The organism is Flavisericum labens (assembly GCF_045446075.1).
GTDB classification, from domain to species: Bacteria; Bacteroidota; Bacteroidia; order Flavobacteriales; family Flavobacteriaceae; genus Flavisericum; species Flavisericum labens.
Genome location: NZ_JBJJBQ010000001.1, coordinates 559436 through 575152 on the forward strand (window position 1 = coordinate 559436; position 15717 = coordinate 575152).

A 15717-nucleotide genomic window follows, 5' to 3' on the forward strand; every position below is an offset into this window, starting at 1 on the left:
TTGTTTCTTATTTATATAAATGTGATTTTCCTAAATTCCCCAGCATTGTAAACTTATGCTCCAAAAGGTTTTCCAACTCCTGCATGTATTGTTTTCCTGGTTTTAAATGATCCCATTCTCCATTATAATCTCTAAAAAATTCTCTAAAAATCCGCACCCAAAGCAACCTCAAATCTGTAGCAATATTTAGTTTGCAAACACCATAGGCAATAGCTCTTTTAACTTCTTCTTCACTAACACCTTTGGCATTATTTGATAGCCCGCCTCCAGCTGCATTTATACGTTTAACTTCATCTAAATCTATGGCTGATGCTCCATGCAAAACAATAGGAAAACGAGGGAGTTTATTTTGTATTTCTTCCAATAAATCAAACCGTAATCCTTTACCTCCAGAAAACTTATAAGCGCCATGACTGGTGCCTACGGCTACGGCTAAGCTATCACAGTTTGTGCTCTTTACAAAGTATTCAACATCAGAAGGATTGGTATATAAAGCATTCTCTTCTTTTATATTTAAATCATCTTCAACCCCACTTAGCACTCCTAATTCTGCCTCAACAGAAATGTTTTTAGGGTGAGCTAACGCAATGACCGCTTTTGTACGTTCTATGTTTTTTTCAATAGAATCGTGTGATGCATCAATCATCACTGAGGTATATTCATTCGAGTTTATAGCATCAACAATATGTGACTCGAATCCGTGATCTACATGTACGGCATAAACAACATTGGGATAAATTTCAGCCGCAGCTTTAATATAATTTAGCAACATTTTAGGGTGCGCATATTCTCTTGCTGCTGGAGTGGTTTGTACAATAAAAGGAGCCTGCAATTTTTGTGCAGTAGAAAACAAACCATGAACTTGCTCTGGATTTGAAATGTTTATTGCTGGAATACAAAATTTTCCATATGCCTTTTCAAAAAGAAATTTTGCAGGTACTTTCATCTATTTATTGTCAAACAATTCATTAATAGGTTTCCCAGTGCAGGCATTTGGAAATTTAATCCCTAATAACATCGATACTGTTGGGGCTACATCAGTTATACTATAATGTTTTGTAGAAGACCCTTTAGTAATATTTTTTCCATACCATAAAAGTGGTACATGGGTATCGTAGCTATAACCTGTACTATGTTCTGTTCCATACTTTCTTTTTTTAGTCCAAGACGGGTTGAACAATACAACAATATCTCCTGAACGTTTTGTGTGAAAACCACGTTGTACCATCCCTTTTTCATCTTTAGTATATTCCATTTTTTCAAGGTCAGGGCGTAATAATACTTGAAACACACCTTCAACAGTTAAAAGTTCATTTTTGCTTTCTTCCAACACGTCATTAAAATCAAGTTGATTTGCTCTTATAGCTTTTAAATCTAAAAAAAGCTGTCCGTTGGACATGATTTCCACTAGGTTATTTACTTTGAAAATTCCTGCTAATCGTATATTGACCTTATTTATTATCATGGTGTCATCATAATAGCCAGCAGGTATCTTATTGTTAATTAAATATTGAGGTACATCTGTTGCGCCGTGGTCTGCAGTTAAAAACAGTGTATAGTTGTCTCTTCCTAATTTTTCATCCAGTTGCTTAAGCATAGAAGCAATATCCTGGTCTAATCTTAAATAGGTGTCTTCTACTTCTATGGAGTGGGGGCCGAATGCGTGACCGACTTTATCTGTACTTGAAAAGCTGATCGCTAAAAAGTCTGTTTGTGAACCCTGACCTAATTTTTCATTTTTTAAGGCTTCCATGGCAAGTTTGGCCACAATGGTATTGCCAAATGGGGTTTCCTGAAATAGCTCGAATTGTTCTTTGTCAGATAATTTTTTGAATTCATAAGGAAATGTGGCATCTTTTTTATGATGAAATACTTTTTCAAAAGTTTGCTTATCGATAGTACTTTCGTTATATTTTTCAATAGGAATTAAGGTATGCCAACCTTTTTTTAATAAGGATTTTACATGCTTTGCTTTATTAAATTTCTCAACCCACTCCGGAAGTTCATTTTTATAATAGGTACTGGTTACAAAATTGCCGGTTGCTTCATCGTACCAATAGGAACCATCAGACATGTGACCTCCCGGTAAAATTGCTCCTCTGTCTTTTAATGATATACTTATCACTTTCGATTTACCATTGTTAGACAGTTGCAATTCATCAGTAATAGTAGTTGATAACATTTTATAAGGAGAACGTTGTCCACTATTTTCTGAACCTCCAAGTGTTTTTTCACTATAATCATCTACATTATTAACTTCCTTCTTTTGCAGTCTGTCATACCATTTATTGGCTATTATACCATGGTATTTAGGTGTTGTGCCCGTATAAATGGATGCATGCCCCGGGGCCGTTTTAGTTGGGATATAATTATAATGTGTATTTCTGCATACAAAACCTTCATTCATTAATCGTTTAAACCCTCCATTAGAAAATTTATCCTGAAATCTGTACAAATACTCAGTTCGCATCTGATCTACAACAATACCCACAACTAATTTCGTGTTTTCAGTTTGTGCTAGTCCCTTAAAACTGAAGCTAATGATGTATACTGCTATTACAGCATATCTCAATTTAAAATTCATCTTTTATATGAGTTTTTTGTTATAAACTATCTCCTGCAATATCTCGCCAATCGTAGATATGAAATGTTTTATCTGTAGACATGCCTACAAATATTCCTTTTGGGAATTCATCTCCTAAATTAACTGATGTTACCTCTGAACCATCGCTTTCCATAGTCATTAATTCTACAGATTTGATCAACTCATGTTTGTGAGGGTTATCTTTTGATCCTTCTCTTGGGAAGATATTAAAGGTGTTCTGTTGTTGGTCTGAAATAAGAATATAACCCGTTCCATCATCATTTTTATAAATGCTTATTCCTTCAATGTCTCTTCCAAAATCCTTTGTTCCAAACAGAGCCAATTCTTCATTTCCTTTGGCTGGATCTGCATAATATTTGCGCACTCCAAAGTTTTCGTCAGAGCAATATATATACCCTAATTCATTATCTACAGCAATGGCTTCAATTTCTTTAACACCACTATAATTTCCAAAATCGCGTATTTTTGTCAATTTTACGGTTCCGTTGGCAGCATTATCAATACGGTATTGAACTAGATACCCTTCAGCTGGCCCATCCTTTGGTCCAACAATAGCGTATATTAGTCCGTCTTTAGGATTGGTATAAAGTGCCAGTCCCATTGGATTTTTTTCCTCACGATCTGTAAATACGGGTAATCCACCTCCATCTATAGGTTTCATATCCGGAACACTAAATATACGTAATTGATTTTTACTTCTTTCTGTAGTCACTGCAATATCAATTTTCTTTCCACCTAAGTTATAATTATATGCAATATCAACATTATTAGGACGCTGAAGATTAAGAACACATTTGTCTTCAATAATTTTACCCTGCAAATCAAAAACGTATAATCCACCTCCATCTTCTTTATCAGTTCCAATAATCAGACTTTTAGAAGGATCCTTTTTATTAATCCATATAGCTGGATCATCCGTGTCATACACAACTTTTTCAGTAATGTATTTTGGTTGAATTGCATTTTTAGTATGTTCTGGTAATCCATCAGGAGCAATAAGTAAATCATCTCCGGCAATATCTTCCCAAGCGTATAGTTGAAAGGTTTTATCATCAGACATGGCTACGAACATTCCTTTAGGGAACAAATCACCTAATGAAGCATTTGTTACTTCAGATCCATCACTTTCCATGGTAGAGGCATCTATTGATTTAACAAATCTATGAGCATGTGGGTTTTCTTTTGTCCCTTCTCTAGTGAAAAAGTGAAATTTGTTTGCTTGTTGATCAGAGACGATAATGTAACCTGTACCAACATCAGTAGAATACACACTTAAACCTTCGTGGTCTTGTGCAAAGCCTTCTGCAGCAAATAAAGCTAATTCTTCATTTCCTTTATCTGCATCAGCATAATACTTATGTACACCAACCCCTTCATCAGAATAGTACACATAGCCAAGGTCGTCATCAACTACAATAGCTTCTATCTCTTTTTTACCACTATATTTACCAAAAGCCCTGACTTTTTTACCAACTATATTACCGCTGGCATCGCCTTCAAGCTTATATTGCCAAATGTAACCATCTTGTGGTCCAGATTTTCTGCCAACATAAGCAAAAACTTCATCATCAGGGTTTTTGTATAAAGAAACCCCCATTGGGTCTCTTTGTTCTTCTCCAACAAATACTTCGATACCACCATTGTCAATTGGAGTCATCTCCGGTAATTTAAAAACACGTAGTTTGTTTGTTAAACGCTCTGTAGTAACTGCTATTGAGAATTCATCTTCGCCAATTTCTATTTCTTCAATATCAACATTGTTAGGACGTTTTAAACCTCTTACGGTTTTATCTTCAATGATATTCCCTTTTAAGTCATAAACATATAATGCCCCGTCTTCATTTTTATCAGTCCCTATGATTAAACTTTCTTCAGGGTTTTCTTCATTAATCCAAATTGCAGGATCGTCTGTGTCATGCTTTACAGCTTCTGTTGTTATTTTAGGCTTTATGGCGTTTTCTGCAATCTTTGGTTTTTTCTCACATGATGAGAATAACAGTATTCCTGAAAATAGAAATAATGACTTCTTTACAATAATTGGTTTCATAACTTCAAATTTGTTTTCTTAAAATTTTACCAGTTTCATCAAAAAGTATATCGTAAATTTTGTTTCCTTTTTTTAAATCTACTTCGTATAAAACTTGACTATCTTTTGTTTTAACTATTTCAATATCTATTATTGAATATTCGCTTAATTTTGTTTGCAAGGTTCTTAATATTGCTTCAGGTAATTCTTCAGTATCAATTTCTGACTCTGTTTCCAGCCAATTGCCATTTTTATCAAAATATGAAGTACTATGTTTCTTATTGATTATACAATCAACTTGATAAATATTATTGTCAATTATCCAAGTAATGTTATGAGCCATAGGCTCCAATTCTAAAAACTTTAGTTGAATTTCACGAGGAACCTTAGCTGTATCGCATGAAAATAATATCAGAAAAATTGCTATTAAAGAACTTTGTTTCATTTCTTAAACTGGTTCGAATTTATGTACAAAATCTGTAGAGAATCTGTTTTAAAATATTAATTGAAAATTATGGGTATTGTTGTTATAAGTATATTTTAATTTAATGGTATATAGCTTACATACTTTATCTACAATGGAGAGCCCAAGTCCTAATGAATTTAAACTAGATCTATTAAATCGTTCAAACTGGCTCTTGTCAATTTCTTTTTGTTCACCACTATTTGAAAAGCAAATCATATTGTCATAAGCATGAATCGCAATTTCTCCATCTTGAATATTGTGTTTTATGGCATTTCTTATAAAATTAGAAATTAATATTTCTGTTAATTCTGGATTAATATCATAGTAAATTTCATTGTTTATACGGGCTTTTAACTGCAAGTTATTTAGCTCAACAATCTCACTATAATGCGCTATTTGATCTCGTAATATTTCGGTCACATTAACCTTTTCTGTAGCTTCATAAGCACCAGATTCAATTTTTGCCAATAATGAAAGTCCTCGATTGATTTTAGATAATCGGAGACAACTATTAAAAATAGATTTAGTGTGATTAAGCTCGATCTCAGTTAAACTATCTGATTGTAATAACATTTCACATTTACTTCGAATAATAGCCAAAGGTGTTTGAATTTCGTGCGCCGCATTTTCAGTAAACTCCTTCATATTTAGATAGTCAGTATGAATTTTTGTTATTAATGTATTTAGCATTGTGTTGAGCTGATTAAATTCTTGGGTATTGGTCTTATTAAAATCTACAGATTTAGTACTTGCAAGTTCATAATTTTCCAGTTTGGATAGGGTATTTTTAAAGGGTTTCCATATACTGTTAGAAATCAATAAGTTTCCAAATATTAAAAAGGTGAGAAGACCTAGAAAAACAATAATTAAAGATTTAAGTACTTCAGTAATAAGAATATTGGTTTTGATTAATGATTTAAAAATGGTGATATCATACAAATTATCTCCTATTTTTCTTGTTACTTCAAGTTTTTTGTAATTGTGAAACTCATCACCAATAATATCATACAATGTGGTGTCTTTAAGCACTATTTTATCTAATGCATTTTGTCGGTCTGTAATTTTTACAATTTGTTCATAATTATTTAATGATGAAAGTAAAACGCCATTTACTATTTGAGTAGTCGCAATTTCTTCTCTATTTATCAGGAAATCATTGACGTCATTTTCGATAACCTTATTGAAATTTGAAGAAATAATAAAACCTGCTATTACAAAGAATAATAACGAAGCCAGTGCATAATACAATGATGTTTTATAAAGTAATTTCAATCTTTTATAAATTTATAACCAACGCCATATATAGTGCTTAAATAGTCTTTTCCCCCTGCTTTCAGAATTTTTTTTCTTAAATTTTTGATATGACTATAAATGAAATCAAAGGAATCAAACATATCAGTATCATCTCCCCATAGGTGTTCTACAATTGATTCTTTTGTGATGACTCTGTTTTCATTGCTAATTAAGAAAAGCAACAATTGATATTCCTTTTGAGTAAGTTCAATTTCAATGCTATTTATTTTTACAACATGAGACGCAGTATTTATATTTATTTCGCCAAAATTGATGCTATTACTTCCATTAAATAACTTTCTTCTAATGATTGATTTTATTCTTGCATTCAATTCATTAAAATCAAATGGCTTTGTAAGATAGTCATCTGCGCCAAGATCTAAACCTGTTATTTTATCATCAATGGCACCACGCGCACTTAGAATTATAACTCCAGTGTCTTTTTTGATTTCCTTCAAATATTCTAAAACTTCAAGACCACTACCATCAGGCAGACCTATATCTAAAATAATGGCATCATAGTTATGCATATACACCTTCTCTTTAGCCAAAAAAGCCGTAGCTACTGCCTCACACAAAAAATTTTCACTTTTAAGAAATGTGATTAAATCATCTTGAACTTCTTGTTCGTCTTCTATGATTAATAATTTCATGTTTTTAAGAATTTTTTATCTAAAATCCAAGATACTGAATTTATCTTATTATAAGATTTTAGTCGTTTTTTTTATATTTATTTTTGAAATTAAAATCTGTGACAGGCAACTCAAATATTTTGAGAATTTGTATTCAAATTTTAAAAGAGATTATAAATAAAAAATCGGAAATAATTTTACACTTCCGATTTTAAAACTAATTAATAAATATGATATTATTTTACAATAGATGTGGTATAAATTATGTTCCCTTTATAATCAATTACTTGAATCAGCATTTTCGTCCTAGTAATTGTAACAGCCATAAATCCTTGAATAGAAGCCGCAAACTTTGACATACCTTCGATAAGACCTGTTTTTCTGACTTCTGACCCTGCTCCAGAAATAAAATGATGTGTTTTACCTTCTGGTTTTATGTATTGCAAATCATGCTCATGACCTGCAAAATAGATATCTACATTATGCCGATTTAATATTGGATCCAAAGCATTTCGAATATCTTTAGTAGCGTTTAGTCTTTTTCCTCCAGAATAAAGCGGATGATGTCCAGAAAAAATAGTCCAATCACCTTTAGGTTTTGCTGTCATGATGCTATCAATCCACTGTATTTGTTTTATAGTATCTTGACTTTTAACATTCGTATAGGCTTTTTCACTGTAATATTTTTTCTCAAACGGATTTGTGTCTAAAAATAAAAAGTTCACTAATAGACCTGTGTCTTCATCTTCAAATTGATAATCAAAATATCTATCAGGCATATTCCATCTTTGACTTTTTTTAGTATAATCTATTTGTGCTTGAGGGTTACCACGATAATCGTGATTACCCAGAACAACATGCCAAGGAATTTCTAGGTGATACCCTTTATATATATTCTCATATGAAAACATCCAGTTAGGGTCATCTATGCTAGCTACTCCATTAGGATAAAAATTATCTCCTAAAGCAATAATGAACTCTGCATCTAATTTTTTTGCAGCTTCCTCCATTCTATCTGCAACATCTTGCTGATGATAATCACCTTTTCTACCCCAATCGCCTATTACCAAAAAGTGAAGTGCATCGTCCCATACAACCAAACTGTCAGTTACAAAATATACCTCATCACTTATTTTAGAGGAAGATTTTACTACTTGAGCTTCTTTTACTGAAGAACAGCCTATATTGAGCCCAATAACACTTATTAAGGCAAATACAAATAAACTTTTTATAATGTTTTTCATTGTAAAGAAAATGGAAGTTTTTAAACCCTTTTAGTTGATTAAAAGTTAAACCTCAATCCGAGTCTTCCCCAACTACCATAACGTTGTCTTTCTCTTGGAGTTGCTCTTGTGTCATAAAGTTCGATTTGATTTTCATCGTTTAGGTTCACTAACTCTATAAAGGCAGTCATACGCTTTTTTGCAAACGTTTGACTTGCTGAAAAATCAATTTGTACTCTATTATCTATTCTAACTGCTCTGTCTCCATCAAACTCACTAGTAAAAGCTCCATTATAATTTAAGGATAATCTTGCATCAAAACCTCCTTTATTATATCCTAAAGCAGCATTTCCGATATGTTCAGCTTGACCCGGTAAGTCTATTTCTGTTATTTCATCATCTTCAGAAAAATTAGCTACTTCTGCTTTTGAACTGGTATACGTATAGTTAGCATAAACTACAAAACCTTTTAAAAATCCTGGTAAAAAGTTTAGTTTTTGTTGATATCCAATTTCAAAACCAAGCAAATCTGCTGTTTCACCATTAATAGCTTGCGTAACTTCTACGTCTGGAATACCTCTAAAGGTTTGATCTGTGGTTGCTTTGTATATAAAATTGTCTAGTTTTTTATAAAATACACCTCCACTTAATAAGCCTACAGTACCAAAATAATGTTCTGCAAATAAATCTAAGTTAATGGCTTCAACTGGCACAAGATCTGGATTAAATATTGAAGCTTCTAAATCTGCCGAGTTAAATACAGCTCCTTGAGATAAATCTTCAAAATTAGGTCTTGAATAACTTTGCGTAGCCGAAGCTCTTAATATAGTATTGTCACTAAAATTATACTTTAAATGCAGCATAGGTAATAGGTAATCATATTTATTTGTTCCGTCAATTTTACTAGCTGTTTCTTCTTCCTCATTAAAGATTCCAGTTGAGTACCTGTACTTTGTTGCTTCGTATCTTAATCCTCCTAATAACAATAACTTATCAAACTTGATTTTACCCATGGCATAAGCCGCATACACGTCTTCAGATATGGTATATTCTTGTGATATTGTTTCTTCAATAGACTTTGCAGTATCTTCTTCAAAATCACCAATATTGGCATTTAAAAAATTAAGGACACTGTTCCCAGATACAAAACCGCCTAATGAACTGTTAAAATCGCCAGCCATAAATCCATTTTCATCAAAACCATCAGAAAAATTGTCTAAAGTTAAATCGTCGTCACCATCATATTCGTATACATTAAATTCTCTTACATCAAACTGCTTATCTTTAAAACGCATTTTTCCTCCAAACTTAAATTCTCCAGTGTTATCATTTACTTTGAAAGGAATTGCAAGATTTGTTTTTAAGGTAATATTTCTGTCTTCTGCACGTGTACTTTCTTTTTCCAACTCATCAAATTCCAAAACAGTTAAATCGGTAAAAGGATTACTACTGGCTGGTACTCCACCTAGGCTAATAAGTTGAGGATTTAATCTGTCTGAATAATCAAATTCAAATCCATCAGGCTCACCCTTAAACACATATTGATCGTTTCTTGGCGTATCCTGCCATGCTTCAGAATAAGAAAACTCATAATCCCATTTTAATTTTGGAGATACAGTAGACCCGCCTAAATTTAAACTAAAGACACCTTGATTTTCAGGTCTGTCCTTTAACTCTTTGGTGTACGTATATTCAAGTTCTCCATCGTCCTCTTCGGTTTCAAGACTAATACGTCTTCTCAATTCAACCTCTCTCAATTCACTAAACAAAACCCTTGCATATAAATTAGTGTTTTCTCCTCTATAATCTAAAGTTGTACTTAAGCCTAATCGATTTCTCTCAATTTCAAAATCAGATATTTCTAGTTTCCCTTCTACATCAGTTTGCGGATAACCATCAAATTCATACCTATCTGATGCTTTTTTACTACCTGCATAACTACCGTTTACTATAAATCCAAACTTGCCACTTTCAGACCGTTTACTTATTGAAACACTCCCTTGTCCAGTAGTTTTTTCTGATCCATCATTATATTCAAGAGCAGCAGACCCGTTAATGGTTAGCTCCTTTTTAGTTGCTGTAGGTGTGTTTAAGTTTACAGATCCACCAATAGCATCACCATCCATGTCTGGTGTAATAGATTTACTAACTTCTAGTGAAGCTAACTGATTAGATGGTATCGCATCTAATGCAACAAAACGAGAATCGCCTTCTGGTGAAGGTATTTGTTCACCATTAATACTAATATTGGTAAACTGTGGTGCTAGGCCCCTTACTAAAACAAATCGACCATCACCTTCATCTCTTTGTAAATTTACACCAGAAACTCTCTGCAGTGATTCGGCAGAGTTTTGATCTGGAAATTTCCCCATTTGATCGGCAGAAACGATGCTCCTCAAATTATCAGAAGATTTTTGTTGATTAAGAGCTTTCTGTTGCCCATCTAATGAACCCGTTATTAAAACTTCATCTAAAGAAGTAGCTTCGCGTGATAACTCTATGTTAGCAGTTTTTGTTTCACCTGCCGCAATTTCAATATTTACCTTTTTAGTTTCATTTCCTATATAGCTGACTTCTATTTCGAAACTGCCAGATGAAACAAAAAGCGTATATTCGCCATTAAAATCGGTAGTAGTTCCATTTGATGTTCCAACAACAATTATATTTGCTCCTGGTAACGGGCCTTTTAGTTCGGCATCTGTAATAACACCTTTTATTACAGCCTTTTCTTGTGAGAATGTACTTTGAAAAGACAATAAAGACACAAAAAGAGAGATGCCATAAATTAGACACTTTTTAGTTTTTGTAATTTTTTTCATTGGTTTATCTTTTTAATAAAGTTTAGTTGTTTTCCAAACGTAAAACTGAAATCTGTATGAAATCTGGATTGGTTATTTTAACAATTTATGATAATAAAAATAAATTCTAAAATTCTAACTAAGGCAAGTTTAATAGTTTTATTAATAAAACTTCAGTAAAACATAGATTTTAATTTATTATGAATACGAATAAAATTTGCTGTTAAATCAGCATTTCTTAGTTCTTTATGTAACCTATCCCTTTTTAGAACACTTCTAAATTCGACAAAAATTGTTAAGGTCAGGTTTGGGGATTAAATTTATTTCATCTCCGAATCTCGGCATAAATTCTACGGGAAATTTAGAACGGAATTATGTCAAAAAGGAAAATTATTATAATTTTTGATGAAAACGTTAATTACGATTTCGGAACTTTTAAAGTAAATAAATTTGAACTTGTTTCTAAAGTCAATTTACGAAAGTCCTCGCGGGCTTTTTCTGTCTGCGATTTATTTGCTAACTTAAGTTGAAGAGAGTTTTTAAAGTCACTGACGGAAGAATCCAAGCCAACACCATCGTTAACCCCTATATTGTTTATCAGGACGTCGATTTTCCATATTTTTCTATTATTATATTTACTGCTAATTTAATTTGACTAGTCCGGGTTAAGTCAGTTTTGACAAAAATAGAATCAATACCACGTTGCTGTAATATTTTTTCGTAATTCTACCCTCTATTACTGCGGCAAACAATAACAGGTATAGCACCTTCTAGAGAAAAGGTCTGTAGCAACGTTTCTCCTATGCTTCCTTTTATGCCGGCGGCACCAGTGACCACGACAACTTTATTTTCAATAGTAAATCCAAAACAAATGTTTTTTAGTTTAAAATTATTCTAATAGGTTTTTCTTATAAGTTAAACAGGTATAGCCAAATTGTAATTCCTTTGGTGCTAAACAAACGATTTTAAAGTAATTTAACAACGGCGTGTTGAATTATTGCTAATAGCCCCGTCTAGTATTGTGAATCGCCACCCTTTAGACCTATGTTGAGCATTTAACTTTGCGGTATAGCAGAAGATGATGAAGAATCATCAAATTAATAATTTGTCATAAGTAAAGGATAGGGAATGTAGTTTCTTTATTCTTTCTTTTTTAAACCGTTCAGTTGGGATGAAACAAAAGCATAGCTTACATTTTATTTTTTACCTTTTTATTTTTAGTTGCAACTTGTTGTTTGCCATTGAAAAAAAAGAAATAATAGTGGCACAAGATGGTTCAGGTGATTTTTCCTCTATACAAGAGGCTGTAACTGCTTGTGGAGCATTTTCTGAGGAAGAAAAGACCATATATATTAAAAATGGGGTATATAAGGAAAAAGTACTGATTGATTCATTCCATTCCAACATTACCCTTATAGGCGAGAGTAACAAAGAAACCATTATTGTTTATGGAGATCATGTAGGACGGCAAGGAATAGGTACTTTTACAAGTTATACCTTGAAAATATTGGGGGATAACATAAAAATTGAAAATATAAAGGTTGAAAATTCATCAGGGCCAGTTGGTCAAGCCGTTGCACTACATGTAGAAGGGGATTATTTCGTAGCTAAAAAATGTAGGTTTATTGGTCATCAAGATACCTTGTATGCATCGGGTAAAAATAGTCGGCAGTATTTCATAGACTGCTATATTTCGGGCACTACCGATTTCATTTTTGGAGCCGCAACGGCCATTTTTAACCAATGTGAAATTCATAGTAAATCCAATTCTTTTATTACAGCGGCAAACACCCCAAGAGAACGTGATTTTGGTTATGTATTTCTTAATTGCAATTTAACAGCAGATAAAAATGTAGACAAAGTCTATCTGGGCCGCCCATGGAGGTCGTATGCTAAGGTTGTTTTTATCGATTGTACCATGGGAAAACATATTGTTTCCGAAGGTTGGCACAATTGGGGTAAGCCACAAAGGCAAGCAACTGTTTATTATGCAGAATATGGAAGCAAAGGAGAAGGGGCTAATATCAAGGAAAGAGTGGCATGGTCGCATATTTTAACCGAAAAGGAAATAAAAGAGTACAACATCAACAATATTTTCAAGATAACAAGTAAATGGACTTTGTTAAAAGGATTTACGCAATAAAATAGATACAAAACAAAAATATATGAAAATACTAATTGCAATTTTTAGTTTAGGTATTTCACTTTGTGCACAATCACAGGTCAACAACACCTTATGGTATAAGCAAGCAGCAAATAATTGGAATGAAGCACTGCCCATAGGTAATGGAAGAATAGGGGGGATGGTTTTTGGTGGTGTTGCTGATGATAAAATTCAACTGAATGAAGAAACGGTATGGGCTGGTGAACCAGGGAATAATGTGCCCAATTATGATGTCTATCCCAATATAGAAAAAATTAGAAATCTTTTATTTGAAGGAAAATATGAGGAAGCTCAAGCTTTATCGAACGAAACTTTTCCTAGAAACACACCAACCAATAATAATTATGGGATGCCTTATCAAACTGTTGGTGATTTGATAATGGATTTTGGAGCAGTTGATTATTCAAATTATAAGAGAACGCTGGATATTGAAAACGCAATTTCAACAACAACATATTCGGCCAATGGTGTGGATTTTAAACGAGAATATTTCGTTTCCTTTCCTCAGCAAGTTATGGTGGTGCGTTTATCAGCTAACAAGAAACGGAAAATTAATTTCACACTTGGTTTTCAAAGCCCTCAAAAAAACCATGACGTTCAAATTGAGGGTGGATTGTTGGTGTTAAAAGGACAAAGTGGCGATGATGTTAATAAAAAAGGTAAAGTGAAGTTTGAAGCTTTGGTGCAACCCGTTTTGAAATCGGGAAAATTAGTTCAAAATAATAACAGCCTTGAAATACAAAATGCAGATGAAGTTACTTTAATAATCAGTATTGGTACAAATTTTAAAAATTATAAAGATTTGACTAATGATACCCATGAGCAGGCTATCAGTTATTTAAATTCAGCAAAGTCGATTGATTATAGCAATTTAAAAGATGCTCATATAAAAGATTATCAAAAGTATTTTAATAGAGTGTCTTTAAAATTACAAAGGGATGAAACTTCTGTAAACAATCTAGCGACAGATGAAAGGTTGGAAAAGTTTTCTGAAAACAATGATTTGTCCTTAGTGTCTTTATATTTTCAGTTTGGTAGATACCTTTTAATTTCAAGTTCTAGACCAGGAGGTCAACCTGCAAACCTGCAAGGTATATGGAATCATTTGTTATCGCCACCCTGGGATAGTAAATACACAGTAAATATTAATACAGAGATGAACTATTGGCCTGCTGAAGTAACGAACTTATCAGAGCTTCATCAACCCTTGTTTGATATGATTGAGGAATTGTCTGTAACAGGTAAGGAAAGTGCAAGTAAAATGTATCATGCAGGAGGCTGGAACATGCACCATAACACCGATTTATGGCGTATAACAAGTGTGGTAGATGGTGGTTTTTACGGCGTATGGCCAATGGGTGGAGCTTGGTTGACACAACATGTGTGGCAACATTATTTATTTACTGGAGACAAGGAGTTTTTGAAGAAATATTATCCTGTATTAAAATCAATAGCACAATTTTATTCTGATGTATTGCAAACAGAACCAGAACATGGTTGGTTAGTTGTGGCGCCTTCAATGTCTCCTGAGAATTCTTATAAAAATAATGTTTCTATTACCTATGGAACTACTATGGACAATCAACTGGTTTTCGATGTGTTTTCTAATCTTATCAATGCATCCAAAATTTTAGATGAGGATAAAGCATTTAGAAATGATATTGAGAAAAAAAGAAGTTTGTTGCCCCCTATGCAGGTAGGCAAGATTTCCCAATTGCAAGAATGGATAAAGGATTGGGATAGGGAAAATGATAGACATAGGCATATTTCCCATTTATACGGGTTACATCCATCGGCACAAATTTCACCATTTAAAAATCCCGAATTATTTGAGGCTGCACAAAATACCTTGATGTACCGAGGGGATAAATCAACTGGTTGGTCCATGGGCTGGAAAGTTAATTTTTGGGCACGTCTGCTAAATGGAAACCGTTCATACGATTTAATCAAAGAACAATTAACACTAGTTCAGGATGGAGCAAAAGAAGGCGGCACTTACCCTAACCTGTTGGATGCGCACCCGCCTTTTCAAATTGATGGCAACTTTGGTTGTACGGCAGGAATTGCTGAAATGTTATTGCAATCACATGACGAAGCCGTTCATTTATTGCCAGCTTTACCTACAGAATGGAAATCTGGTGAGGTAAAAGGCTTAAAGGCAAGGGGAGGTTTTGAAGTTGATATGGAGTGGGTAGAAAATCAATTAAAACAAGCAAGCATAGTATCAAAAATAGGTGGCTTATTGAGAATAAGAAGCGAGGTAAGACTTTATAATGAATATGGAAAAGAATTTTCTATAGCAAGCGGTGAAAACCTTAATGAATTTTATAAAACCCCAAAAATAAAAAAGCCGCTAGTTTCTAATGAATCTAAATTAGGAAAAATCGATTTGAAATCTTATTACTTATACGATATCATGATTGACAAAGGAGAAACCGTCAAATTACATGCACTAGGAGTTCATTAGTAAAATGTTCGATAAAAATTTTAAACTAAACCATAAATTAAGA

General features: G+C 33.1%; 10 protein-coding genes. 2 read left to right on the top strand and 8 right to left on the bottom strand.

Going from position 1 to position 15717, the window contains the following annotated elements:
* Positions 1 to 7 precede the first annotated feature (7 nt).
* The 8 genes from ACIEHO_RS02500 to ACIEHO_RS02535 form a co-directional block, all read right to left on the bottom strand.
* Positions 8 to 946 (bottom strand): class II fructose-bisphosphate aldolase, encoded by a 939-nt coding sequence (locus tag ACIEHO_RS02500; RefSeq protein ID WP_406968299.1) that lies wholly within the window; start codon positions 944 to 946, stop codon positions 8 to 10.
* Complete coding sequence (gene pafA / locus ACIEHO_RS02505) at positions 947 to 2584, bottom strand: alkaline phosphatase PafA (RefSeq protein WP_406968301.1); 1638 nt, start codon at positions 2582 to 2584, stop codon at positions 947 to 949.
* A 19-nt stretch (positions 2585 to 2603) separates the two neighbouring features.
* Positions 2604 to 4652: a phytase gene (locus tag ACIEHO_RS02510; protein ID WP_406968303.1), complete on the bottom strand. Its 2049-nt coding sequence runs from the start codon at positions 4650 to 4652 to the stop codon at positions 2604 to 2606.
* A gap of 4 nt (positions 4653 to 4656) precedes the next feature.
* Positions 4657 to 5076: a PepSY-like domain-containing protein gene (locus tag ACIEHO_RS02515; RefSeq protein WP_406968305.1), complete on the bottom strand. Its 420-nt coding sequence runs from the start codon at positions 5074 to 5076 to the stop codon at positions 4657 to 4659.
* A 48-nt stretch (positions 5077 to 5124) separates the two neighbouring features.
* Positions 5125 to 6369, bottom strand: a complete 1245-nt coding sequence (locus ACIEHO_RS02520; protein ID WP_406968307.1) for a PorY family sensor histidine kinase — start codon at positions 6367 to 6369, stop codon at positions 5125 to 5127.
* Positions 6366 to 7043, bottom strand: coding sequence for a response regulator transcription factor (locus ACIEHO_RS02525; protein ID WP_406968309.1), 678 nt, complete (start codon positions 7041 to 7043; stop codon positions 6366 to 6368). The genes ACIEHO_RS02520 and ACIEHO_RS02525 overlap by 4 nt, the downstream gene beginning before the upstream one ends.
* A 215-nt stretch (positions 7044 to 7258) precedes the next feature.
* The gene (locus tag ACIEHO_RS02530) at positions 7259 to 8266 is read right to left on the bottom strand and encodes a purple acid phosphatase family protein (protein ID WP_406968311.1); all 1008 of its coding nucleotides are present in this window, start codon (positions 8264 to 8266) and stop codon (positions 7259 to 7261) included.
* 38 nt (positions 8267 to 8304) lie between these two features.
* Complete coding sequence (locus ACIEHO_RS02535) at positions 8305 to 11064, bottom strand: TonB-dependent receptor (RefSeq protein WP_406968313.1); 2760 nt, start codon at positions 11062 to 11064, stop codon at positions 8305 to 8307.
* A gap of 1150 nt (positions 11065 to 12214) precedes the next feature.
* Here ACIEHO_RS02535 and ACIEHO_RS02540 point away from each other — a divergent pair.
* Both ACIEHO_RS02540 and ACIEHO_RS02545 read left to right on the top strand, forming a co-directional pair.
* A complete protein-coding gene (locus ACIEHO_RS02540; RefSeq protein ID WP_406968315.1) occupies positions 12215 to 13186 on the top strand; it encodes a pectinesterase family protein in 972 nt (323 codons plus the stop codon).
* A 22-nt stretch (positions 13187 to 13208) separates the two neighbouring features.
* Complete coding sequence (locus tag ACIEHO_RS02545; RefSeq protein WP_406968317.1) at positions 13209 to 15674, top strand: glycoside hydrolase family 95 protein; 2466 nt, start codon at positions 13209 to 13211, stop codon at positions 15672 to 15674.
* Positions 15675 to 15717: the final 43 nt, after the last annotated feature.